Genomic DNA, 24,375 nt, shown 5'->3' on the forward strand with positions numbered 1-24,375 from the left:
CCGCGCCGACACTCGCAGCCGAAATCCCCGCCACCGAGCCACGATCCCCTGCCAACCTGCTGATGCGACCCGTGGACGATCGCTCCCGCGGCTGCGAGCCTGGGCAGGTGAGCGACTGGTTCCTTCCCACCGCCGAGCGTGCCTGGACCTCGGGCAACGTCGTGGTGCCGCACGTGCACGGAGCCAACTACTTCGCCCGGCTGCTGGAGGTCGTCGGCGCGACCGAGCCCGGGGACCGGATCTTCCTGACCGACTGGCGCGGCGACTCCGACGAGCGGATGACGGAGGACGGTCCGACCGTCGGGGAGCTCCTGGCGTCGGCTTCGCGGCGCGGCGTCGAGGTCCGGGCGCTCCTGTGGCGCTCGCACCCGGGAATGCTCAACACCGAGGAGAACGACCACCTCGGCGCGATCATCAACGAGAGCGGCGGCGAGGCGCTCCTCGACGAGAGAGTGCGGCGCGGCGGGTCGCACCACCAGAAGCTGTTCGTCGTACGACGGAAGGGGCGGCCGGAGGAGGACGTCGCGTTCGTCGGTGGCATCGACCTCTGTCACGGTCGCCGGGACGACGCCGAGCACGCCGGTGATCCCCAGGCTCCACCGCTGGACAAGCGGTACGGTCCGACCCCGCCCTGGCACGACGCCATGGCGGAGATCCGCGGACCCGCAGTCGCCCACGTCCTCGACACGTTCGCGGAGCGCTGGGACGACCCCACGCCGCTCGACCACCGCAACCCCTACCGCGCGATCCAGCACCGGCTGGTCAAGATGCCGCGGCACCCCGAGCAGCTGCCGGAGCGATGGGACCCGCCACCCGAGGTCGGCTCGCACCTGGTGCAGATCCTGCGCACCTATCCGGCCAAGCGGCCGGCGTACCCCTTCGCGCCCGAGGGCGAGCGCACGATCGCAGCGGGCTACTCGCGGGCCTTCACGCGGGCCAAGCGGCTGATCTACGTCGAGGACCAGTACTTCTGGTCCGGCCTCGTGGCCGCCGCCCTGGCCGATGCGCTGCGACGCGAGCCGGAGCTGCAGGTGATCGCCGTCGTGCCCCGCTACCCGGAGGAGGACAACAGGCTCAGCGGACCACCGATGATCTACGGGCAGCGACGGGCGTGGGAGGCGCTCCACGAGGCGGGCGGCGACCGGTTCGCGATGTTCGACCTCGAGAACGCCGCTGGGACGCCGATCTACGTGCACGCGAAGGTGTGCGTGGTCGACGACCGCTGGATGACCATCGGCTCAGACAACCTCAACCTGCGCTCCTGGACCCACGACTCCGAGCTCACGTGCGCGGTGGTCGACCCCGACGGCGACCTCCCGCGCACTGTCCGGGCGTCGCTGTGGGCCGAGCACCTCGGCCTCCCGGAGGACGACGCGCGACTGTCGGACGTAGGCGGCGCGGTGGACCTGTGGACCGATCGCGTCGGCGCCCCGGGCAGCCGCATCCGGCAGCACGTGCCCGCTCTCCTGCCGCGTCGCACCCGGCTGTGGGCACGTGCGGCGTACCGAACGCTCTACGACCCGGACGGCAGGCCACGGAGCCTTCGCGGCACGACACGCTTCTGAGCCGGGCAGGGCCCTCCCCTACTGCTCGGGCAGTTCCTCCGGATCCTCTTTCCGCTCCGCCCGACGAGCCTGCTCTCGAATCCGGTTGCTGGCCACGCCGGTGAAGATCACGCTGACCACCACGCCCGCCACCACCACGCCCACCGCGATCGGCGCCATCAACGCCAGCTCCTCGGGGCTCTTCAGAACCACGCCGCACAGGTAGACGCTCAACCCGACGGTCAGGAGCAGGAAGCCGATCCGCTTCTCCGCCAACAGCTGCGCGTGCGTGGACTGAGCGTCCGGCTCGCCGAGGGCCGCGCCCTCCTCCCCGGCGTCCTCACGCAGCTCGACGATCGACTCGGCGTTGTGGGCATGGGCGAGGACGCCCGCGCCCACGAGGTCCAACGCCACCCCGCTGGCAAGGAGCACTTCGGTCATCAGACTCACGGCGCATCGATACCCCCGCCCGCGCGTAGTACCCGCCCCATCGCCCAGGTCCGCTGATCTGCGCCGCGCACCTTGCATCCGCCACCCGATGTCGAGAAGTGTCGACCCGCTCCGTCTTGGTTGCGAGAGCGGCGCATCGGGCGTCGCCGACGAAAGGAGTGGTCATGAACGTCGCCGAGGTCTTCGCCAAGCCGATCTCCCAGGAGCTGCTCGACGGGCCCGCGCCCGCGCGGTTCGCCTACACCGGCCGGGACGGCGGGCCCCGCGTGGTGCCGGTGGCGTTCTGGTGGGACGGGACCCACGTGCAGGCCTTCACCGTGCCCAGGTCCGCCAAGGTGGCCGCTCTCCGGGAGGACCCGCGGGTCGCCATCACGATCGACACCCAGGGCCAGTGGCCGCCGCGCGCCCTCCTCATCCGTGGGGAAGCGACGGTCGACATCGTCGACGGCGTGCCGACCGAGTACGTCGAAGGGTCCCGCAAGGTCACGCCTGACGACCAGATGGAGGCGTGGGAGGCCGGCGTGCGTGGGCTCTACCAGCAGATGGCCCGGATCACGATCACCCCGAAGTGGGCCAAGCTCCTCGACTTCGAGACCACGATCCCCCAGGCGGTGGAGGACCTGATCACCGAGGCGTCGGGACCGCGCGCCTAGTCGCGACCGGCAGCGCTCACGACGGCACGTAGCGGTCGCTGCCGGCGATGATCCGCTCGATCTCCGCCTTCAGGTGGACGGCGAGATCGCGGCACGGGTTCGCGGCGACGTCGATCCCCTCGACCTCGGCGTGCACCGAGCCGAGGACGAAGATGTTCTCGTCGTTGTACTCGTTCGCCGGTGCGGTGTAGTTGAAGCTGCCCGCCACGACGATCTGCTCGTCGATCACCATGAGCTTGTGGTGCAGCTTGCGCAGGTTGGCGAAGGCGCCGGCCTTGCGGGGGACGTAGAGCTCGATGTTCGGGTGCACCAGCCAGGACGGCGCGGCCCAGTCCTGCTTCGCCTGCGCCGGGTCCAGTGCCCCCTTGATCTTCATCCCGCCGCGCGCGAGGGCGAGCATCGCGTCGTCGATGCCGGAGGATCCGGCGAAGGTGAAGATCGCGAAGTAGATCTCCTTGGTGCCCTTGAGCATCTGCTTGACGATCTCGAGCTCGGGGGTGTGGTCGGGCGCGAAGAGGATCTTGACCGGCACTCCGGCGAGGTCGTAGACGCTCGGGACGTCGCCGTGCAGCCCGCGACCGAAGGATCCCCGGCGCAGCTGCTCGACCTCGAACTCGTACTGGCGGCAGACGTACGCGTTGCGGAACACGAACACGTGGTTGAGGTTCTTGTGCGTGTCGGTGTCGGTGAAGTTCGCCGACCCGGTCAGCAGGGCCGAGGTCGCGGTGGACTTCCCGTCGTAGTCACGCAGGATGAACTTCTGGTGGAAGATCTTGGGGTTGTAGTCACCCCGGACCTGGACGTCCGAGCGCAGCAGCGCGGACAGGATCCGCCGGTTGGGCGCGAGCTCGGTGTCGTCCTCCGCCCACTGCACCCGGCGAAGCGCCTGCTCGGACGTCTCACCGGGCTTCGGCGTCGGTTGCTTCGGCGGGTTGCCCACCAGCGGGGTGCGGAGGTAGTCCTGCTCGAGGAACAGCTCGACGCGGACCCCTCGCCAGCTGGCGTCGAGGAGCGCCTGGGCGATCGTCTCGTTGTCGAGCTCCTGGACAGCCACGCTCAGCGTCGACCGCGCCGCCGCGATGAAGTCGACGATCACCCGCTCCAGGTCGTCCGCCGCACCCAGCTCCTGCGGGCCGACGTACGCCTCGATCTTGCCGTCCGCGAACTGAGCCATCGGTGTCCCCTGGATCGCTTGTGCCGTCCATCCCAGTGAGTCCCGAGTGCTTCCACGATCCTCTCGGGGAACGGTCGCGACAACGGGGCTAACCCTGGAAATGCGTCCGCACAAGGGAGACGCCAGGATGGGGCCGTGCAAGGGCTGACGATCCGGGACGCGACCACCGACGACGCGGCGGCGTGCGCCGCGATCTACGGGACGTACGTCGCCGAGACGCCCGCGACGTTCGAGCTCGAGCCGCCCTCGACCGAGGAGGTGGCAAAGCGGATCGCCGGCTGCGTGGCCACCCACGGCTGGCTGGTCGCGGAGCGGGACGGGGTGGTGACCGGGTTCGCCTACGGCACCCGGTTCGCCGAGCGTCCGGCGTACCGCTGGTCCTGCGAGGTCAGCGTCTATCTCGACCGCGGCACGATCGGGGCGGGCACCGGCTCCGCCTTGTACGGCGCACTGCTCGACCACCTGGTGTCGCGCGGCTTCCAAGTGGCCTACGCGAAGATCAGCCAGCCCAACGACGCGAGCAACGCGCTGCACGCGAAGTTCGAGTTCGAGCGGGTCGGGCTGCTGCGCCGGGTCGGCTTCAAGCTGGGGGCGTGGCACGACGTGGCGATCTTTCAGCGGGACCTCGCACCGCCCACGCCCGAGCCCGAGGAACCACGGTAGCCGCGGAGCGCACCCGCGCTTACAGTCGGGCCATGCGCAAGTTTGGCCACCGCTGATGTCGCACCTCCACATCAACCGCGTGGAGATCGCCGGGTTCTTCGTCCTCTACGGACAGCGAGTCGACTGCATCAACAACGTCTGGGTCGTCGGCACCGAGGACGAGGTCGTCGTCATCGACGCATCGCACGACGCCGCCCCGATCATCGAGGCGATCGCCGGCCGCACGGTCTCGGCCATCGCCATCACCCACGGGCATCCCGACCACCTCAACGTCGCCGATGCGCTCGGCGACGCCACAGGCGCGCCGGTGCTGATCCACCCCGACGACCGGTTCTTCTGGGACGAGTTCCAGCCGGACCGGGTGCCGGACGGCGCCCTGCGCGACGGCGGGACCCTCAGCGCGGGAACGCACAGGCTGACGGTCATCCACACGCCGGGCCACTCCCCCGGGAGCGTGTGCTTCCGGGTCGACGACATCGTGTTCACGGGCGACACCATCTTCCAGGGAGGTCCCGGCGCCACCGACCGGCCGCGCGGGGACTTCCCGACGATCATCTCCTCGATCCGTGACCGGCTCCTGGTGCTCCCGTCACAGACGGTCGTGCACCCCGGCCACGGTCCCAGCACGCAGATCGGCGTGGAGGAACCGCTCTACCGCCAGTTCGCGGATCTCCTGCCCGGCAGCGCCTGACCCGCCCTCGGCTGCCGCACCGCCCCGGATCGTTGTCCTCGGTGGGATTCCGTGCGAATCTGGGGCCCATTGCTCCAGCGGCGACAGTCCTGGGGGCGCGGATCTCGGCGAGAAGGGGTCTTCATGGCGTCTGACGAGGACATGTCGCACACGTCATCCGCGCTGCGCGTGCGCGACGTCATGAACACCAAGACGGCCAGGATCCACCTGGGCAGGCCGATGGCGCTCGCCGCTGAGATCCTCGTCCTCACCCAGGCGAGCGACCTGATCGTGATCGACGACGACGACCGTTTCGTCGGGGTCCTGCCTGAGGGCGACCTCCTCCACGCGATCATGCCGGACTTCGACGGCCTGATGGAGTCCGGTGCGTCACTGACGCGCGGGTTCGAGGTCTTCCTCTCGTCCGGGTCCAGCTACGCGGACCAGCCGATCGACAGCCTGGTCATCCGCGGCTCGATCATGCTGCGGCCCGACGACGAGCTGCTGAAGGCAGCGACCGTGATGATCACCAAGGGGATCCGCAGGCTGGCCGTCGTCGACGGCGAGCGGTTCGTCGGCAGCGTGTCGCGCGCCGACATCTGCTGGGGAATCCTCGTCGAGCAGCCGAGCCGCCAGCACGCGGCCAACCGGACCGAATAGCCGATCGCCAGGCCAGCGGGAACCCGGGACGAGGTGCGAGAAGGTGACCGAAAGCGCGCACTCGGGCGCAGGCTCCCGGCTCGTCGACCGGATCAAGGCCCTGAAGGTCGCGGGGGCGATCCTGCACCTCGGGTCCCATCCGGACGACGAGGACGGCGGCATGATCGCCTTCGCCTCCCGCCACCTCGGCGCCCGCACCGTCTACTGGTCGGCGACCCGTGGCGAGGGCGGCCAGAACCGGCGCGGACCGGAGCGCGGCGAGGGGCTGGGCATCATCCGGACCTGGGAGAGCCTCGACGCGCGCTCGGTCGATGGAGGCGAGGTCCGCTACGGCCCCTTCTACGACTTCGGTTTCTCCAAGAGCGGGGACGACACGCTGGCGCGGTGGGGCCGCGAGCTCGTGGTCGCCGAGATCGTCCGGGTGATCCGCATGGTTCAGCCACAGGTGATCATCTCCCGGTGGTCCGGCGGACCGACGGACGGCCACGGCCATCACCAGGCGATCGGTCTCGTCGCCCGCGAGGCCTTCGACGCCGCCGGTGACCCCGATCAGTTCCCCGGGCTCGGGCTGCCGCCCTGGCGGCCGGCGAAGCTCTACCGGTCGGTGGCCGGGGACTGGCAGCCCGGGGAGGACGGGGCCTTCGGGGTGATCGTCGACGAGTACGAACGGGCCGGCCACCTGCGCGTCGACACCGGGATGATCGACCCGGTGAGCGGCCTGACGTACCAGGAGCAAGCTCACCTGGCGGTCAACCGGCACCGGTCGCAGGGCATCGGGTTCGTGCCCGAGCCGGGTCCCTACTACTTCTACTACCGCCTCGAGCACAGCGCCGTCGAGCCCTCGGCCGGCCCCGAGAGCTCGTTCTTCGACGGCTGCGACCCGCTGCTGACGGGCCTCGCCACGGGTCCCGGACCGGGCGACGACGACCTGCGCGAGCGCCTCGGCCGGGTGGTCGACCTCGTGGACGAAGCGAGCGAGTCCTTCCGCCCGGATCGGCCCTCCGAAGCAGTCCCGGCTCTCCTCGCCGCCCTCGCCGTCCTCAGGTCGGCCCGCCGCGACGTCGCGTCCCTGCCCGACGACAGGGTGGCCGCGGTCGACGCAGCCCTCGCGCGCAAGGAGCAGGACTTCGAGGACCTGATCGCCTCCTGCTCCCGCCTGCGTGCGGAGTGCCTCGTCGACCGGCCGCGGATCACGCCCGGGCGGGACATCGCGGTCACGGTGCGCGTCTGGAACGGCGATGGGAAGCCCGTCACCGTCGAGGAGGCTTCGCTGGACGTTCCCCCGGGCTGGACGGTCCGACCCGTCGACGCCTCACCAGCCGGTACGACGCCGACAGCCGCCGTGCCCTACGAAGCCAGGTACGTCGTGAGCATCCCGGCTCAAGAGGCGCCGTACCCGCCGTACTGGCTGCAGGAGGCGCGCGAGCCGTACCGGTACCGCTGGCCCGCGGCGTCGCCGGCCCTCACGCACCCGCACAACCTGCCACTGGTGACGGCCGCGATCGGCGTCCGCTGCGGCGACCAGCTGCTGACCCTGAGGCCCGCCGCGATCAACCGCAGTGCGTTCCCGGGGGGCTCCCGCGAGCTCCCGCTGACCGTCCTCCCGCCGCTCGCGCTCGCCCCGCGGAGCCGGAGGGAGATCCTGCCGGTGTCCGACCAGGACACAGCGCTCGAGCTGGACGTGACCGTCCGCTGCGTGGAGGACGGCGGAGCGGCCGCGACGCTGTCCATCGATGCGCCGGCAGGCTGGGACGTGCAGCCACCCGTCGTGGACCTGTCGTTCGCCGCGGGCGGCGAGACGCGCGGTGTCCGGTTCCGCGTCGCCGTACCGGCCAACACCGACCCCGGCGGCTACCGCCTCGGCTACGACCTCACCAGCGACGGGCGGCCCTGCGGCTTCGAGCTCAACCCCATCCGCCTCGGGGAGGCCGGCTCGGCGGGTGTCGTCGACGAGAACACCTGCCTGGCGGAGGCGCACCTCGTGAGTCCCGCCGTCGTCGATGTCGACCTGATCGACGCGACCTTCGTTCGCACGCTGAGGTATGGGTACCTGCGGGGGGTGGACGAGCAGATCCTCCCGGCGCTGGCGCGCTTCGACCTGGACATCACCGAGCTGGAGGACGACCAGCTCGAGTACGGCGACCTCTCACGGTTCGACGCGATCGTCGTCGGGCCGAACGCCTACCACAGCCGGCCCGCCCTCCGGCAGCACGCCGCTCGGGTGCTCGAGTACGTCTCCCAAGGCGGCACGCTGGTCGTGCAGTACCAGGCCTACGGGTACGACGCACCCGGCCTCGCGCCGTGGCCGTTCACCTACCACCAGCCCCACGACCGGGTCACCGACCCCCGCGCACCGGTCACGCTCGTCGACCCCGACCACCCCGTGCTGCACTTCCCGAACAGGATCGGACCCGACGACTTCGACGGCTGGGTCCACGACCGCGGCCTGTACTTCTTCGGGGAGTGGGACCGTCGTTACGTCCCCGTCCTCGCATCGCACGACGCGGGCGAGGACCCGCGTGCCGGCGGGCTGCTCACCACCGTCTACGGGCGTGGGACCTACGTCTACGCCGGCCTGTCGTTCTTCCGCCAGATCCCGGCGGGCGTCCCGGGAGCGGTCCGGCTGTTCGCGAACGTGCTCGGTCTCGCCGAGGTCCGGGTCCGGGAGCGCATGAGCAGGTTGCAGGGCGTCGACCTGTTCGGCTTCATGACCGAGCCGGAGCTCTACCAGGCCGCGCGCATCGTCTCCGAACGTTGGGTGGACGCGGGCACCTTCCTCGCCCGGCAGGGCGAGCGGGGCCGCCACCTCTTCGTCCTCGTCGACGGCTCGGTCGAGGTGCTCAAGCAGGTCGACGGCAAGGACGACCGCCTGCTGCACGTCGCCGGGCCCGGCGAGGCACTGGGCGAGCTCACCCTGCTCGCCGACGTGCCACGGTCGGCGAGTCTCCGGGCCGCGACCGACGCGGTCGTCCTCGTGCTCCGCGACGACGCCTTCCACGAGTGGCTGCGACTCCATCCCGACCTGTCGCGCAGGGTCATGCAGCGGCTCGCCGAGAAGATCATCGCCAAGGACCAGGACGGATGACGATGCGCATCGGGACCGTGTGCCACTACGGCTGTGGCGGCAGTGTGCAGGTCGCGTTGAACGTGGCAGCGGGGATTGCCGAGCGCGGACACTCCGCGCACGTCTTCGCTCGCTCCACTCCGTTCGGCATGCCGGCCATCCAGTCGTCGGTGACGTCACACGTGATGGCCAATGCCGACGAGCCCGCCACGCCGCTGCTCGACGCCCAGTGGTCGAAGACCGAGATCAGGGCTTTCGTCGACCGGATCTGCGAGGTCGTGGTCCGCGAGCGGCTGGAGGTCCTGCACTTCCACTACGCCATCCCGTTCGCCTCGGTCGTCCACGCCGTCCGGGAGGCTCTCGGTGACCAGAGCCCGGCCACAGTCGGCACCCTGCACGGCACTGACGTGAGCGTGTTCTCCAGGCAGGCCCGCGTACGGCGCGCCCTGGTTCCCGCGCTCGAGGGCCTCGACGCACTCACCACCGTCTCGAACAGTCATGCGGACCTCGCCGTCTCGACGCTCGGGCTGTCCGATCGCCCGCGGGTGATCCCGAACTTCGCGGACCTCGACCGCTTCCGGCCGCGGCGTGGGCCGCGCCGGCGGACCCGCGCGCGGATCGTGCAGGTGTCGAACTTCAGACCCGTGAAGCAGCCCGAGAGCATGGCGCGGATCGTCGACAACGTCCTGCGCCAGGTCGACGCGGAGCTGTGGCTGGTGGGCGACGGCGAGCAGATGCCGGCCGTCGAGGCCATCCTGCAGGACCGGATCGCCCGCGGGGAGGTGCGACGGCTGGGCCTGCGGGACGACGTCGAGAACATCCTGCCGGACACCGATCTCCTGCTCGTGACCAGCAAGACCGAGAGCTTCTGCCTGGTCGCCCTCGAAGCACTCGCCTGCGGGGTCCCGGTGCTGGCCCCCCGCGTCGGCGGCCTGCCGGAGGTGGTGGAGCACGGCCGCACCGGCCTCCTCTACGACCCCGGGGACGAGGAGCAGGCGGCCCGGCTCGCCGTACGTTTCCTGACCGACGCCCGGCTGCAGGCGCGGATGCGCCACGCCGCGCTCGAACGTGCCTCCGAGCTGTCCGCGGCCGTCGTGATTCCTCGTTACGAGGCGCTCTACCGCGAGGTCATCCGCCATCACCGAGCGGCCAGGTTCGCGTCGGCCGCGGTCGGAGGCTGAGCCGATGCGTTCGCTCACCGATCTGCTGGAGACCGACGCGGGCAGGGACTTCCTCGCCGAGCGCGGCATGTACGTCGACGCAGGCGAGTTCCGCAACGAGCTGCGGGCGCCCGAGAGAGAGGACCTGAACAGGCTGGTGGGCCTGCCGGACACCGCTCGCCTGGTCCACATCGGCCAGCAGGTGTGCGCCGACTACCACCCGGCCACGGCGACGAAGTTCGCCGCCGCCCAGGACCTCGCGGCGCAGGGCCAGGCCTCCCCCGTCGTCCTCTGGCACGACGCCTACGCGGCCGAGTCCGAGCGCTACGGGATGCGGATGGTGCTGCCGTCCGGCAGCAAGCTCGTCGGCGTCTGGCTCGCGCCCAAGCGACTGGGTTCCGGCGAGCCCCGCTTCATCCCGGTCGGTGCTGAAGCCGTCGAGCAGTCGCTGGACGCGCTGCGCAAGTGGGTGACCCACCGGATGCAGGAGCAGCCCAAGGACCGGCGGCAGGACGCCCAGGCCCGCCTGGACCGGCTGGCCGAGGCGGTGCGCGCGGCCGACATCGCAACCCTCGGGCAGGCGAACGCCGCGATCGCGAACTTCCTGCTGCGGGAGCACCTCGGGGTCGACGTCCCTTCCACGTCGCTCTCCACGATGCTCGCCACGGGCCTCCTGACCCCGTCGCTCAACTCCTACCTCGGGTGCCTCGACGAGGTGGTCGCCGTGTTCAACGAGGCGGTTGCCGAGCTCGTCGCCAACGACATCGACCCCCAGGTCGCTCCGCTGGGAGATGACTATCTGCCGCTCCGGTACTGCTGTCCGCGTGACGGAGCACGTCTGGTGCTGCGGCACGAGCGCGAGCGCGACGACCACTTCGCGGCAGGCACCTGCCGCTGCGGAGCGACGTACCGGTTCCACCTCGGCACCGGCACGATGAGCCTCGGAGAGCTGGACACCACCGATCGATGGAGCCCCGACGTCTCCCTGCCCATCCACCACAGGGACGTCGCCAGCGGCTGGATCGTCGGCCGGAGCACGGCTCTCTACGGGCTGGTGATGAACGCCGTCATCGATCGCGTCCTGGCTGCCCGCCCGATCCCCGGGTTCATCCCGCCGGACCTGCTGGAGGACAGCTCGCCGGAGACGCCGAGCCTGCTCGTCGAGTACCTCACGTCATGAGCTCCGTCGACGTGCTCGCCGTGGCCGCACATCCTGACGACGCCGAGGTCGGCTGCGGCGGGGTTCTCGCGCTGTGTGCCCGAAGTGGCGCACGCACCGCGATCGCCGATCTCACGTGCGGGGAGCTGTCGACCCAGGGCACTCCGGAGCTGCGGGAGCGCGAGGCCCGAGAGGCCGGGGAGATCCTCGGCGTGGGGACCCGGGTCTCGGTCGGCCTGCCGGACGGGAGCGTCGGGGTCGGCGCCGACCACCGCGACGCCGTCGTCGAGCTGATCAGGCGGTTCCGTCCGAGGATCGTGCTCTCGCCGTACCCGGAGGACGACCGGCACCCGGACCATGCCGCGGCGGGCCGGCTGGTCCGCGACGCCTGCTTCTTCGCCGGCGTGGCGAAGCGGGCGTCCGGCGAGCCGTACCGTCCCGACCGGCTCTACCACTACATGCTCCACCATCTCTTCGAGCCGACGTTCGTCGTCGACGTCACGCCCGTGTGGGAGCAACGGCTCGCGGCGATCGAGGCCTACCGCAGCCAGTTCGGCCGCGCCGCGACTGAGCAGCGGACGGCCATCGGCGGCTCGTCGTTCCGCGAGTTCCTCGCGGCCCGGGCGACCGTCCACGGTGCCATGATCGGTGTGCCGCGGGGCGAGGCCTACTACTGCGTCGGCCCGGTCGGGCTCGACGGGCTTCCCGGCGCGGTGAGCCCGCCACCCGGCGACGGACCGCCTGTCTATCGAGCGAACCTGTAGCGACTCACGGAGGTTGAAGGACCATGCCCGACGAAGCGACCACCCGAGACGTGGCGAAGAAGCTGGAGCGGTGGGCCGTGAGCCTGCCCGAGGAGGATCGCCTGACCGTGCAGGGCTGGATGCTGCTGGGCACCGGCAGGGACGAGCTGCGTCCGGGCCAGCGATGGTGGTTCGAGGCGAGCGCGGGCGCGGAGCAGCCCGCCGCACCCGGGGGGCACTGACATGGCGCTGACACTGGTCCCCCTCTGCGAGGCGGAGATCACCCTCAAGCTCCCGCCGATCGAGCTCGAAGGGACCCCCCTCGGCACCCGAGCGGTGATCGAGATGACCGACGTCGTCTACCGGGGCGAGCGACTGTCCGGGAGGCTGGCGGTCTCCACCTCGTTCGACTGGCTCCTCCTCTCGGACGACGGCGTCGGCGCGATCGACGTACGTTTCCTGCTCAAGACGGACGACGGCGCGCTGATCCACGTGTCCTACCGCGGCCGGAGCGACCACTCCCAGGGCCACGGGGTGTTGCCGTTGTACAGCGCTCCGCTGTTCGAGACCGGCGATCCCCGGTACGCCTGGCTCAACACCGTGCAGGCGGTGGGCAAGGGCGTCGTGCGGGACGACGTCATCTACTACGAGATCTACGAGGTGCGCTGACCGGCCGGGCCGGCTCGCGGTCGGTCAGATCTTCCGACCGGTCGCCGCCCAGTAGCGCTCCCGGAGGCTCGCCTTGGCGAGCTTGCCCGCGTCGGTCCGCGGGAGCTCGTCGAGGAAGTCCACGGAACGCGGCACCTTGTAGTCCGGCAGCCGGTCCGCGACGTAGGAGATGAGCTCGTCCGCGAGCTCGGCCGACTTCTCGTGGCCCGATCCGAGCTTGACGGCCGCCTTGATCTCCTCGCCCAGCTCCTCGTTGGGGACACCGATCACCGCGACGTCGTCCACGGCTGGGTGGGCGGCGAGGACGCCTTCGATCTCGGCGGGGTAGATCTTCACGCTCCCCGAGTTGATCACCTCGCTCTTGCGGTCCGAGAGGTAGAGATACCCCTCCTCGTCCAGGTAGCCGACGTCACCGAGCGTGAACTGACCGGGCTCCCGGTGGGCATCAGCGGTCTTCTCGGGCTGCTTGTGGTAGGTGAAGTCGGCTCCACTGCGATGCCGCACGTAGATCAGGCCCTCCTCACGCGGACCGGCGACCTGGTTGTCCTCGGTGATGATCTGGAGCTCGATGAAGGGAAGCACCCGCCCCACCGAGCCGGGCTTGCGCACGAACTCGTCGGACGTGGAGAGGGCGAACAGGCCCCCCTCGGAGGCGCCGTAGTACTCGGTGACGACCGGACCCCACCACTCGATCATCCGCCGCTTGACGTCCGGCGCGCACGGCGCGCCGCCGTGGACCGCCTGGACCAGGCTGCTGCCGTCGAACCGGGCCCGGCGTTCCTCGGGCAGCTTGAGCAGCCGCACGAAGTCCACGGGGTTGAGGACCAGGTTCGTGATGGCCTCCCGGTCGATGACGTCGAGGATCTGCTCGGCGTCGGGTTGCCGGATCATGCACACGGTGACGCCGCACAGCAGCGGATAGACCGTCATCGACCATTGGCCCGAGTGGTAGACGGGACCGACCAGCATGACCCGCCCGTCCTCCGGGATGCTCAGTCCCTGACGCACCCCCTGGGCCGTCTCGATGAGCTCATGGACCGGGCTGCCGGGGGTGAACGTCGCCGACAGCACGCCCTTCGGCTTACCGGTGGTGCCGGAGGTGTAGAACATCGCCGCGCCACAGACCTGGCCGCCGGGCTCGGTTGCGGTCGCCTCCGCAAGCGCGTCCTCGTACGAGCTCGGACCTCCGTCGTCCGTCCCGGTGCCGAGGACGAGGAACAGCCCGATGTCGTCGCAACGCTCGCGCGCGGCGGTGGCGATGTCGACGTACCGGTCATCGGCGATCAGGACCTTGGCGTCGGAGTCGTCGAGGACGAAGGCGAGCTCGTCGGTGGTGTAGTTCCAGTTCGTCTGCAGCACGTAGTACCCCGCGTGCAGGCACGCCATGGCGATCTCGTAGACCTCGCGCCGGTTGCCTGAGTGCACGGCGACCCGATCACCCTGCTCGAGCCCGGCCCGACGCAGCACGTCGATGACGCGGTTGGTCCGGTCCTGGAGCTGGGCCCAGGTCGTCTCACCCGCCTCGTCGGCGAGCGCCCGTCCGTCCGGGTCACGCTCAACGTAGGGCAGCAGTATCTCGGCCATGTTCAAGCCCTTCTCGGTCCGTTGGCGGCAGGTAGCCGTCGATCGCGTCGGCAACCTGTTCGTAGAAGGCGGCCACGACGTCCGGGACTGCGCGGAGGCAGGCGAGGACGGGCTCGGCTCCGTGCTCGATGGTCTGCGACTCGTGCTTCTCGAACACCATCAGGCCGTCGCGCAGCAGGAGCTTGATCCCGTTGTGGAGCGCGTCGTTGGCGGCGTGCAGGTCGCGGAGCACGGCTCCGGCTGCGGCGGCGTCGATCGAGCGCGTCCGTACGGCGTCGCACAGCCGCTGTGTCGCGGCCTCCGCCCGGGTGCCCGGCTCGCCCCGGGCGAGGTCGGCGAGCCGGCGCGGCAGCTCCGTGGCGTCGGCGTCGGGGTCGAAGAGCCCGCAGGCCAGCGCCCACAGCTCGCGCAGGCCGTCGCCCACCAACCCGGGCAGGTAGCGCGACAGCATCCGACCCTGCAGATCGGCGGCCAGCATGAGCTTGAGCGGCGTCAGCTCCTCGGGACGCTCCACACTGGTCAGGGCGTAGTCGAGGACACCGGCGTCGTTGCGGATCCCGTTCTGCTGCTCGACGACCAGGTAGAGGTGACGGATCCAGGCCTTGTAGGCATCCACCAGCGGGATGTAGCGGATCTTGCCGGCGACCAGCGCGATGCCCCACGCGCGTCGGAAGTCGAGGCGGCGCAGGAAGCCGGCCTTGTACATCGCGAGCGTGGCCTCGATCTCGGGATCCTCGTGGTGCAGGACGGCTTCGTACTCGGAGGTCGCATCGAGGCCTGCGTTGTCGTCGATGATCCGGAAGCCGCCCGGGTGCAGCTGCCGGAACTCGGTCATGTCGTAGATCGCGCCGTTGATCGCCATCCACCAGCCGTGCTCGGCGTCGTTGTGGAGCACCAGGTCCGATGCCTCGTAGACACCGCTCCCGGCCACGCCCGGCGCGGAACGGGGCGTGAAGGTCGTGAACAGGTCGGTCATCAGGCGACCCTCGCCGACCAGCCGCCGTACGGCCGGGCGGCCGTCACCCCCGTCCTCGGCCGCCACCTCGCGCAGGGCGTCCAGGACGGTCGCGGCGAAGGCTGCCTGTCCGCACACGTAGAACAGCGCCGCGCCGGCGGATCCAGGATCGCCGTTCAGGAAGCCTCGCAGTGCTGCGGCGGTCTCCGGCTCGCGCAGGGCCGCGTCGACCCGGCGAGGCGGCGTGCCGTCGACCTCCTCGCGCGAGAAGGCGGTCCGGAGCTCGAGGGCACCGTCCTTCGCGAACGCGTCCAGCTCCGCGAAGTAGGGCAGCTCCGCCCGCGTCCGCGCGGCGCAGAACAACCACGTCGGGCCCGAACGCGGATCGGCCGCGCGCGCCTTGACGAAGCCCCAGAACGGGGCGATGCCGGTGCCGCCCGCGAACATCACAATCGGCCGGGCGGGATCGTCCGGCAGGGCGAACCGCAGCGGCCGCACCACCTGGATCGTCACCAGCGCTCCCGGCGCGGCTGACCGCACCAGGAAGGTGGACCCCGCGCCACGGCGGGGCTGGTCATGGCCGTCGGGGCCGGGCGACGCGAACTCCAGGCTGCCGACCGTGAGCCGCAGCTCGCTCGCGAACGGCTCGCGGTCCGGCGGCGTCGACACGCTGTACATGCGGGCGGCGGCCGGCGGGACGAACCTGGCGATCGCCTCGTCCTGCCAGAGCTCGGCCCGCCACAGCCGGGTGACGTCGTACCCGCTGGCTGCCGCCAGCTCGACGGCGTCGCGGAACTCGAACTGGTCCTCCTCCCGCGCCTCGAGCATCTCGGCCAGCGCGCTCGATCCGGACAGGCGCTGCAGGTGCTTGGCCACGTGGCGGCCGAGGGGCCGCAGCTGCGCGTACCTGAGGACGTCGACCAGCGGCAGGGTGGCCGGCGTCTCCGACCCGAACCGTCGATGCAGCGCGGCCCGCCACCTGCTGGTGAGCGGCACCTGCCGGTCCGCCGTCGCCCGGAGCGAGGCGAGGGTGCTCTGCACCAGCTCGTCGGTCTGCTCGGGAAGGACCGCGCACCGGTCGCCGGGCCGGAACACCACACCGGTGCCGGTGACGTCGAGCTCGATGGTCTGGATCCGCTCGCCCGCGGCGGGTGTGCGACCGGCCAGGCGGGCGACCTGCGCATGGCTGAAGAACTCCAGGTAGCGCTCGGCGCGCGCCTCTCCGAGGTGGCTGTCGGTCTCGTGCCAGGTGCGGTCGACGAAGGTGCCGGTGATCCCGCTCGCGGTCGACGGCCGGCCCACCTTGAACGCGACCTCGATGAATCCGTAGACCTTCCGTCGATGCACGCCGAGGTAGCCACGGTCCCCCGCATACGCCTCGAGGACCGACTGGAACAGGCCCGCCAGCTCGTGGTCACCGGACTCGTCGACGAACCGGCGGACCGAGGTCTCCTCGATCGCGTCGAGGAAGCGACGGCAGTTCGGGGCGAACCACGATCGCGCCTTGCGGGCCTCGGCTCCCAGCGGCGAGTCGAACCGGGTCCGGCCGAGGAAGGTGTCGACCAGCTGGAAGCCCGTCGACCCGGCTCCGCTGACGCCCGGGACGCCGTCGACGATCGGGATCCCGGTGGGGGCGGTCAGCTTCGCCCAGATCGCCGGGTCCGCGTAGATGCCGGCGTGGGGGTTCGGGTCGATCTTCGGGAACGCGACGTCCGTGGCTCGCCGTACGGAGTCGAGGATCGTGATCAGGTGCTCCACCAGCGCGTCCGGGTCGCGCTCGGCGACGGCCTCCTGCGCCCGGACCGTGGCCTCCACCACCGGAGCGAGCTTCGCCTGGATCTCGATGTTGACACCGAGGAAGGCGCGCTCGGTGTCGTTGCCGAGCAGCGGCACGAGGAGGCGCAGGTTCTCGAGCCGGACGGGGTCCTCGGCGTCAGGGTCGATCAGCCGGTAGTTGTGGGTGATGAGGTCGTCGTAGGCGACGTGCGGAGCCGATCTGCCCATGCGCTCGGACACGCGCCGCCACGGTGCGGCGATGCATTCCGGGACCTGGAGAGGAGCGTGCGCGTGCAGGTCGTCGAGATCGCACCGGACGTAGGAGTAGGCGAGCGAGGCGAGCACGACCGATGCCCGCCAGAGGTCGGCGTCGGGCAGGTCCTCCGGCTCGGCGGACAGCAGCGGGAGGTCCGCCAGCACCGGGCGTGCGGTCAGGTCCCGCCACATCTCTGGAAGCTGGTCCGCTGCCTCGTCCCAGGCTCGGTGGCTGGGGGGCAGCTGCGAGCGCGGCGCCCGGACCGACAGGAAGCCGGACGCGGAGGAGACGGCGCCGAGGTGCTCCTTCGCCTCGCCCTCGATCTCCCGCAGCACCTGTCGGCTCGGGACGAGGCTCACCCGGCACCGTCCACGGCGTACACGGCGCAGTCGGACACGGCCATGGCAGGTTCTCCTCGCCAGACATACCGCCGAGCCGGCTGGTCTGACCTGATCTAAGGGAGTAGCGGCAGCAGGCCGAGACTACAACGCAACAGCCGGGTGCGGCAGAGGTTCAGCTCTCGCCGCGCAGCCAGATCTGGCGCACCAACGGCACGCCCGGGCGGTAGGCCAGGTGGACGTGGCTCGGCGCGTCGAGGAGTACGACGTCCGCCCGCCTCCCGGGCACCAGCGCGCCCACGTCCGCGCGCCCGAGCGCGGCCGCGCCGCCGGCCGTTGCCGCGTGCACGGCCTCGGCCGGCGTCAGGCCCATCTCCCGCACCGCCAGCGCGATGCAGAGCGGGATCGAGCTGGTGTAGGACGAGCCGGGGTTGCAGTCGCTGGCGAGCGCGACCCGGACCCCCGCGTCGACCAGCCGGCGCGCATCGGGATAGGGCTGCCGGGTCGAGAACTCCACGCCGGGCAGCAGCGTCGCCACGGTGCCGCTGTCGCGGAGGGCGGCAACGTCCGCATCGGTCAGGTAGGTGCAGTGGTCGACCGCGGTCAGCCCGAGCTCGGCGGCGAGTGCGACGCCCGGCCCCGGGCCGAGCTGGTTGGCGTGCAGCCGGCCGCGAAGACCGACGGCTGCGCCGGCGGCCAGCACCGCCCGTGCCTGGTCGGCGTCGAACGCGCCGGTCTCGCAGAACGCGTCGATCCACCGCGCGTGGGGCGCGGAAGCGGCGAGCATCGGACCGGTGACCAGGTCGACGTAGCCGGCGGGGTCGCCGTCGTGCTCCGGCGGCACGACGTGCGCCCCGAGGAACGTCGTCTCGTCGGTGAACCGGCCGGCCACTGCCAGCGACCGCGCCTCGTCGGCGACCGTGAGGCCGTAGCCGGACTTGATCTCCACCGTGGTCGTGCCCTGGCTCCGCATCTCCGCCACGAGCCGCTCGACGTTGGCGGCGAGGGCGTCGTCGGAGGCGGCGCGGGTGGCGGCGACAGTGGTGCGGATGCCGCCGGCGGCGTACCGCTCCCCCGCCATCCGGGCGCGGAACTCCTGCGCCCGGTCCCCCGCGAACACCAGGTGGCTGTGGCTGTCGACGAAGCCGGGCAGCACGGCGCCGCCGCCCGCGTCGACCATCTCGTCGGCGGCCGGCACGCCGGTAGCGGGCCCGACCCAGGCCACCACGCCGTCGTCGAGGACGAGCGCGGCATCGGCGCGAAGGCCGAGCAGGTCGTCCGCGTCGGGGTCGTTGGTGACCAGCTCGCCGATGTTGGTGATGAGGACGCTCATTGCCACACCTTCTCGATCGCGGCCTCGAGGTCGCGGCCCACGCGCGCGTGGTCACCGTCGAACACCACCCGGCCGTCGATGACGACCTCGGTGACGTCGGCGGTGGTGGCGGCGAAGACCGCCGACTCGACGCCGCCGCCGGTGCCGGCGGTCCGCGGGCTGGCCGGGTCGAGGGTGACCGTCCCGGCCGGGTCGAGCCCGAGGGACGCGTGGCCGTGCCCGGTGGCGCAGTCGAGCAGCGCCCGCGCGGACCAGTGGCCGCGGACGCCGCTCCGCAGGCGGTCGTGCATCTCGACCCCGCGCATCTCCTCGAACAGGTCGACCACCGCGTGGCTGTCGGACCCCAGCGCGACTCGGGCGCCGGCGGCCCGCAGGTCTCCGCCCCGGCCGAGTCCGTCAGCCAGGTCGCGCTCGGTCGTCGGGCAGAGGCAGACGAAGCAGCCGGCGTCGCCGATGGTGCGGACGTCGGCGTCGGTCAGGTGGGTCGCGTGGACCAGTGTCGTGCGGGGGCCGAGCACCCCCGCTTCCGCGAGCAGGGTGGTCGGGGTGACGCCGTACGCCGCGACGCAGGCGTCGTTCTCGGCGGGCTGCTCGGAGAGATGGACGTGCAACGGCCGGTCCGTCGCCCATGCCGCGACCGTGCTCATCTGATCGGCAGGGACCGCCCGCACGCTGTGGATCGCCGCGCCGACGCGGTCGTCGTCGAACGCCGCGACCCGCTCGGCCCACGCCTCGGCGGTGCCGTCGCTGAACCGGCGCTGCACGCCCTCGGCCGGATGCCCGATCCCCGCCGTCAGGTAGCAGGTGTCGAGGAGCCGGATCCGGATCCCCACGTCGTCCGCCGCGGCCAGCAGGGCGCGCCCCATCTCGTTGGGATCGTCGTACGGCGTGCCGTCGGGCTGGTGGTGCAGGTAGTGGAACTCCCCCACGGCGCCGATCCCGCCGGCCAGCATCTCGGCGTACGCGGCGCGCGCGAGGTCGAAGTAGAGGTCGGGGGTGAGTCGTGCGGCGAGGTCGTACATCTGCTCGCGCCAGGTCCAGAAGCTGCCGGTGCCCTGCTGGGTACGGCCGCGCAGCGCCCGGTGGAACGCGTGGGAGTGCGCGTTCGCCATGGCCGGGACGGTCAGGGAGGTCACCGGAGCAGGCCCTCCAGCGCGCCCGCGAGCGCTTCGACGCCGGCCAGGCAGTCGGCGGTCTCCGCGAGCTCTTCCGGCGAGTGCGAGACACCGGTCGGGTTGCGGACGAAGAGCATCGCGGACGGGATCCCAGCAGCCTGCAGGATGCCGGCGTCGTGGCCGGCCTGGGTCGGCAGCACGGGCAGTCCCTCGCCGATCGCAGCGGCCAGGCCGGCGTCGAACCCGACCGCGCCGGTGACCGACTCTGCGGTGACCTCGAGCCGGGTGCCGTCGCTGGCGGCCTGCTCGGCGGCCTGCTTCTCGACGGCCGCCACCAGCTCGCCGAGCGCGGCGTCGGACTCGGCGCGCGCGTCGAGCCAGGCGGTGACCCGGGACGGCACCGCGTTGGTGCCGTTGGGGGCCACCTCGATCCGGCCGAACGTCGCCCGCTGTCCCGACATCCGCGCCTCCTTGTTGGCGGCCAGCGCGGTCATCGCATAGGTCAGCATCGGGTCGGCCCGGTCCTCCATCCGGGTGGTCCCGGCGTGGTCGGCGCGCCCGGTCACGTCGTACCGCCAACGGCCGTGCGGCCAGATCCCGCTGGCCACGCCGACGGGCACCTCCAGGTCGACGAGGGCCCGGCCCTGCTCGACGTGCAGCTCCACGAACAGGCCCACCTGGTCCAGCCACGGCGTGGGTGCGCCGCCGGTGACGACGTCGCCGAGCCGAACGCCGTCGCGGTCGGCCAGGCCGCGCACGTCGTCCCAGCGCGTGCCTCCGGTGGCCAGCCGCGAGCCCAGGCATGCCAACCCGAACCGCGAGCCCTCCTCCTCGACGAACACACCGACGCCGAGCGGGCGCTGCGGCTGTACGCCGCGCTCACGCATCAGGTCGACCGCGGCCAGCGCGGAGACGACACCGAGCGGCCCGTCGTACGCACCGCCGTCGAGGACGCTGTCGAGGTGGGAGCCGGTCAGCACGGCGTCGCCGGCCGAGGGGTCGCCCCACCACGCGACCAGGTTGCCGAACGGGTCTTCCTCCACGGCGAGGTCACGCGCAGCAGCCTCTTCCCGGAACCACGCCCGCAGCTCGAGCTCCGCACTCGCCCATGGCTGGCGGAAGTAGCCGCCCGATGTCGCCGAGCGGCCGATCGGCGCGAGGTCGTGCCACAGGGACTCGAAGGTCATCGACCGTCCTTCATCGGGACGGTGACTCCGCGCTGGGCCGCGACCTCGTCCGCGCGGTCGTAGCCGGCGTCGACGTGCCGGATCACGCCCATGCCCGGGTCGTTGGTGAGCACCCGCTCGATCTTCTGCGCCGCGAGGTCGGTGCCGTCGGCGACGCACACCTGCCCGGCATGGATCGAGCGTCCCATGCCGACCCCACCGCCGTGGTGGATCGACACCCAGGTGGCGCCGGACGCGGTGTTGACCAGCGCGTTGAGCAGCGGCCAGTCGGCGATGGCGTCGGAGCCGTCGAGCATCGACTCGGTCTCGCGGTACGGCGAGGCGACCGAGCCGCAGTCGAGGTGGTCGCGGCCGATCACGACCGGCGCCTTGAGCTCGCCGGAGGCGACCATCTCGTTGAACTTGAGTCCGGCGAGGTGGCGCTCGCCGTAGCCCAGCCAGCAGATCCGCGCGGGCAGGCCCTGGTAGTGCACCCGCTCCTGGGCCATGATGATCCACTTCCGGAGCCGCTCGTTCTCGGGAAACAGCTCGAGGATCGCGCGGTCGGTGGCCGCGATGTCGGCCGGGTCACCGGACAGCGCAGCCCACCGGAACGGGCCCTTGCCCTCGCAGAACAGCGGCCGGATGTACGCCGGAACGAAGCCGGGGAACTCGAACGCCCGGTCGTAGCCGCCCTTGCGCGCCTCGTCGCGGATCGAGTTGCCGTAGTCGAAGACCTCGGCGCCCCGGTCCTGGAACTCGACCATCGCTCGCACGTGGGCGGCCATCGACGACTGCGCGGCCTTGGTGAACCCCGCCGGGTCGGTCTCACGCTGCGCCTGCCACTCCTCGAACGGCACGCCCACCGGGAGGTAGAACAGCGGGTCGTGCGCCGAGGTCTGGTCGGTGACGATGTCGATCGGGGCACCCTGCTCGAGCAGCGCGGGCACCATCTCGGCAGCGTTGCCGAGCACGCCGATCGACAGCGGCCGGCGGGCGTCCCGCGCCGCGACCGCCAGCTCGAGGGCGCGGTCGAGGGAGTCGGCCTGGACGTCGAGGTAGCGGTGCTCGATCCGGCGGGTGATCCGCGACTGGTCGCACTCGATGCAGATCACGACGCCGTCGTTCATGGTGACGGCGAGCGGCTGGGCGCCCCCCATGCCGCCGAGCCCGGCGGTCAGCGTGATCGTGCCGGCCAGCGTCCCCTCGAACGACTGGTCCGCGACTGCGGCGAACGTCTCGAAGGTGCCCTGCAGGATCCCCTGGGTGCCGATGTAGATCCAGGAGCCGGCGGTCATCTGGCCGTACATCGTGAGGCCGAGGTCCTCGAGCCGGCGGAACTCCTCCCAGTTGGCCCAGTCCCCCACCAGGTTGGAGTTCGCGATCAGCACGCGCGGTGCCCACTCGTGGGTGCGCATCACGCCGACCGGCTTGCCGCTCTGCACGAGGAGGGTCTCGTCGGACTCGAGGTCGCGCAGGGTGCGGAGGATCGCGTCGTACGCCTCCCAGCTGCGCGCCGCCTTGCCCGTGCCCCCGTAGACGACGAGGTCGTCGGGGCGCTCCGCGACCTCGGGGTCGAGGTTGTTCATCAGCATCCGCAGCGGAGCCTCGGTCTGCCAGGACTTCGCGGTCAGCTCGGTGCCGGTCGGGGCGTGGATCGGCAGCCTCTCGTTCGTCGAGCTTGTCGAAATGGTCATCGAAGGTCTCCGATCACGGACTGGGCGGCGTCGAGGACGGCGCCGGAGTGGACGAGCTGGAACGCCTGCTCGATCTCGGGTGAGAGGTGGCGGTCGGGGCCAGGTCCGGCGATCCCGGCGTCCCGCAGGAGTCGTACGACGGCGCTCGTGGCCGGCGCGGGCTCCAACGGCGCACGCAGGTCGAGTGCCCGGGCAGCGGTGAGGACCTCGATCGCGACCACCCGGGTCAGGCCGTCGACCGAGCGGCGGAGCTTGCGGGCGGCGGACCAGCCCATGGAGACGTGGTCCTCCTGCATCGCGCTCGAGGGGATCGAGTCGACGCTCGCCGGGTTGGCGAGGCGCTTCATCTCCGAGACGATCGCGGCCTGGGTGTACTGGGCGATCATGTGCCCGCTGTCGACGCCGGGGTCGTCGGCCAGGAACGGCGGCAGCCCGTGGTTGCGGGCCTTGTCGAGGAACCGGTCGGTGCGCCGCTCGCTGATCGATGCGACGTCGGCCGCCGCGATGGCGAGGAAGTCGAGCACGTAGGCGACGGGCGCCCCGTGGAAGTTGCCGTTGCTCTCGAGCCGGCCGTCCACCACGACCGGGTTGTCGATCGCGCTGGCGAGCTCGCGGCCGGCGACGGTGGCGGCGTACTCGACGGTGTCGCGCGCCGCGCCGTGGACCTGCGGTGAGCAGCGCAGCGAGTAGGCGTCCTGCACCCGGTTGCAGTCGGGCCCGCGGTGCGAGGCGACCACGCCGGAGTCGGCGAGGAGGGCGACCAGGTTGGCGGCGGCGTCGGCCTGGCCGGGGTGGGGGCGCAGCGCCTGGAGCTCGGGCGCGAAGACCCTGTCCGTGCCGAGCTGGGCCTCGACCGACATGGCCGCGGCGATGTCGACGGTGCGGAGCAGCCGGCGCAGGTCGGTGATCGCCAGCACCAGCATGCCGAGCATCCCGTCGGTGCCGTTGATGAGGGCGAGACCCTCCTTCTCGGCGAGCTCGACGGGCTTCAGCCCGGCTGCTGCGAGGGCATCGGCGACGGGGACCAGGTTGCCGTCGGCGTCGCGGACCTGGCCCTCGCCCATCAGGGCGAGCGCGCAGTGCGCCAGCGGAGCCAGGTCGCCGGAGCAGCCCAGCGAGCCGTACTCGTGGACGACCGGAGTGATCCCGTGCGTCAGCAGACCGGCGAGCAGCTCGGCGGTCTCGCGGCGGACGCCGGTGTGGCCGGTCGCGAGCGTCGACAGCCGGAGCAGCATCAGCCCCCGCACCACCTCGCGCTCGACCTCGGGGCCCGAGCCGGCCGCGTGGGACCGGACGAGCGAGCGCTGCAGCTGGGTCCGCAGCTCGGGTGCGATGTGCCGCGTCGCGAGCGCGCCGAAGCCGGTCGAGACGCCGTACGTCGGTGTCGGCGACGCCGCCAGCTCCTCCACGATCCCGCGCGCCCGGTCGATCGCCGTCAGCGCGTCGGGGGCGAGCCGCACTCCCGCGCCGCCCCGTACGACCGCGACCACCTCGTCGAACGAGACCGGGCCGACACCGACCTCGACATGCTCCTGCTCCATGCGTC

20 protein-coding genes are annotated in these 24,375 nt (G+C 71.6%); 11 read left to right on the top strand and 9 right to left on the bottom strand.

The features are described 5' to 3' along the window. Window positions 1-107 precede the first annotated feature (107 nt). Entirely contained in the window at window positions 108-1,565 is a 1,458-nt protein-coding gene (locus tag D0Z08_RS15745) for a phospholipase D family protein (protein ID WP_245994007.1), read from the top strand. An 18-nt stretch (window positions 1,566-1,583) separates the two neighbouring features. Here the strand turns inward: D0Z08_RS15745 and D0Z08_RS15750 are convergent, their stop codons facing one another. Continuing rightward, a complete protein-coding gene (locus tag D0Z08_RS15750; RefSeq protein WP_147381439.1) occupies window positions 1,584-1,985 on the bottom strand; it encodes a hypothetical protein in 402 nt (133 codons plus the stop codon). A 173-nt stretch (window positions 1,986-2,158) separates the two neighbouring features. Between D0Z08_RS15750 and D0Z08_RS15755 the strand changes: the two genes are divergently transcribed. After that, window positions 2,159-2,647, top strand: a complete 489-nt coding sequence (locus D0Z08_RS15755) for a pyridoxamine 5'-phosphate oxidase family protein (RefSeq protein ID WP_118926205.1) — start codon at window positions 2,159-2,161, stop codon at window positions 2,645-2,647. Between the two features lie 16 nt (window positions 2,648-2,663). On the opposite strand, the gene D0Z08_RS15760 is transcribed toward D0Z08_RS15755, so the two are convergent. Next, window positions 2,664-3,821 carry a phospholipase D-like domain-containing protein gene (locus D0Z08_RS15760; protein ID WP_118926206.1) on the bottom strand — a complete coding sequence of 386 codons (1,158 nt, stop codon included), beginning with the start codon at window positions 3,819-3,821 and terminating at the stop codon, window positions 2,664-2,666. A 135-nt stretch (window positions 3,822-3,956) separates the two neighbouring features. On the opposite strand from D0Z08_RS15760, the gene D0Z08_RS15765 reads away from it, so the two are divergent. From D0Z08_RS15765 to D0Z08_RS15805, 9 genes are all read left to right on the top strand, one after another. Beyond that, window positions 3,957-4,484 carry a GNAT family N-acetyltransferase gene (locus D0Z08_RS15765; protein WP_182481330.1) on the top strand — a complete coding sequence of 176 codons (528 nt, stop codon included), beginning with the start codon at window positions 3,957-3,959 and terminating at the stop codon, window positions 4,482-4,484. Window positions 4,485-4,539: 55 nt separating this feature from the next. Then, window positions 4,540-5,175 (top strand): MBL fold metallo-hydrolase, encoded by a 636-nt coding sequence (locus tag D0Z08_RS15770; protein ID WP_118926207.1) that lies wholly within the window; start codon window positions 4,540-4,542, stop codon window positions 5,173-5,175. A gap of 123 nt (window positions 5,176-5,298) precedes the next feature. After that, window positions 5,299-5,814, top strand: coding sequence for a CBS domain-containing protein (locus D0Z08_RS15775; RefSeq protein WP_118926208.1), 516 nt, complete (start codon window positions 5,299-5,301; stop codon window positions 5,812-5,814). A gap of 43 nt (window positions 5,815-5,857) precedes the next feature. Then, window positions 5,858-8,899: a cyclic nucleotide-binding domain-containing protein gene (locus D0Z08_RS15780; RefSeq protein WP_118926209.1), complete on the top strand. Its 3,042-nt coding sequence runs from the start codon at window positions 5,858-5,860 to the stop codon at window positions 8,897-8,899. Next, window positions 8,896-10,059: an N-acetyl-alpha-D-glucosaminyl L-malate synthase BshA gene (bshA, locus tag D0Z08_RS15785; protein WP_118926210.1), complete on the top strand. Its 1,164-nt coding sequence runs from the start codon at window positions 8,896-8,898 to the stop codon at window positions 10,057-10,059. Before D0Z08_RS15780 ends, bshA begins: the two co-directional genes overlap by 4 nt. Before the next feature lie 4 nt (window positions 10,060-10,063). Further along, a complete protein-coding gene (locus tag D0Z08_RS15790; protein ID WP_118926211.1) occupies window positions 10,064-11,218 on the top strand; it encodes a hypothetical protein in 1,155 nt (384 codons plus the stop codon). Continuing rightward, window positions 11,215-11,961: a bacillithiol biosynthesis deacetylase BshB1 gene (gene bshB1 / locus D0Z08_RS15795; protein ID WP_118926212.1), complete on the top strand. Its 747-nt coding sequence runs from the start codon at window positions 11,215-11,217 to the stop codon at window positions 11,959-11,961. Before D0Z08_RS15790 ends, bshB1 begins: the two co-directional genes overlap by 4 nt. Before the next feature lie 23 nt (window positions 11,962-11,984). Continuing rightward, the gene (locus D0Z08_RS15800) at window positions 11,985-12,182 is read left to right on the top strand and encodes a hypothetical protein (protein WP_118926213.1); all 198 of its coding nucleotides are present in this window, start codon (window positions 11,985-11,987) and stop codon (window positions 12,180-12,182) included. 1 nt (window position 12,183) lies between these two features. Next, the gene (locus D0Z08_RS15805; protein ID WP_118926214.1) at window positions 12,184-12,609 is read left to right on the top strand and encodes a DUF3237 domain-containing protein; all 426 of its coding nucleotides are present in this window, start codon (window positions 12,184-12,186) and stop codon (window positions 12,607-12,609) included. 24 nt (window positions 12,610-12,633) lie between these two features. On the opposite strand, the gene D0Z08_RS15810 is transcribed toward D0Z08_RS15805, so the two are convergent. The 7 genes from D0Z08_RS15810 to hutH form a co-directional block, all read right to left on the bottom strand. Then, on the bottom strand, window positions 12,634-14,193 hold the full coding sequence (locus tag D0Z08_RS15810) for an AMP-binding protein (RefSeq protein WP_118926215.1): 1,560 nt from the start codon (window positions 14,191-14,193) through the stop codon (window positions 12,634-12,636). Beyond that, complete coding sequence (locus tag D0Z08_RS15815; RefSeq protein WP_118926216.1) at window positions 14,165-17,539, bottom strand: cytochrome b5 domain-containing protein; 3,375 nt, start codon at window positions 17,537-17,539, stop codon at window positions 14,165-14,167. Before D0Z08_RS15815 ends, D0Z08_RS15810 begins: the two co-directional genes overlap by 29 nt. 154 nt (window positions 17,540-17,693) lie before the next feature. After that, window positions 17,694-18,851: an imidazolonepropionase gene (hutI, locus tag D0Z08_RS15820; protein ID WP_118926217.1), complete on the bottom strand. Its 1,158-nt coding sequence runs from the start codon at window positions 18,849-18,851 to the stop codon at window positions 17,694-17,696. After that, the gene (locus tag D0Z08_RS15825) at window positions 18,848-19,963 is read right to left on the bottom strand and encodes a formimidoylglutamate deiminase (protein WP_118926302.1); all 1,116 of its coding nucleotides are present in this window, start codon (window positions 19,961-19,963) and stop codon (window positions 18,848-18,850) included. Before D0Z08_RS15825 ends, hutI begins: the two co-directional genes overlap by 4 nt. Window positions 19,964-19,983: 20 nt before the next feature. After that, window positions 19,984-21,153 (bottom strand): allantoate amidohydrolase, encoded by a 1,170-nt coding sequence (locus D0Z08_RS15830; RefSeq protein ID WP_118926218.1) that lies wholly within the window; start codon window positions 21,151-21,153, stop codon window positions 19,984-19,986. Continuing rightward, window positions 21,150-22,829, bottom strand: coding sequence for a urocanate hydratase (gene hutU, locus D0Z08_RS15835; protein WP_118926219.1), 1,680 nt, complete (start codon window positions 22,827-22,829; stop codon window positions 21,150-21,152). Before hutU ends, D0Z08_RS15830 begins: the two co-directional genes overlap by 4 nt. Continuing rightward, window positions 22,826-24,370 (bottom strand): histidine ammonia-lyase, encoded by a 1,545-nt coding sequence (gene hutH, locus D0Z08_RS15840; protein ID WP_118926220.1) that lies wholly within the window; start codon window positions 24,368-24,370, stop codon window positions 22,826-22,828. Before hutH ends, hutU begins: the two co-directional genes overlap by 4 nt. Window positions 24,371-24,375 lie beyond the last annotated feature (5 nt).

The organism is Nocardioides immobilis (genome assembly GCF_003515065.1).
GTDB classification, from domain to species: Bacteria; Actinomycetota; Actinomycetes; order Propionibacteriales; family Nocardioidaceae; genus Nocardioides; species Nocardioides immobilis.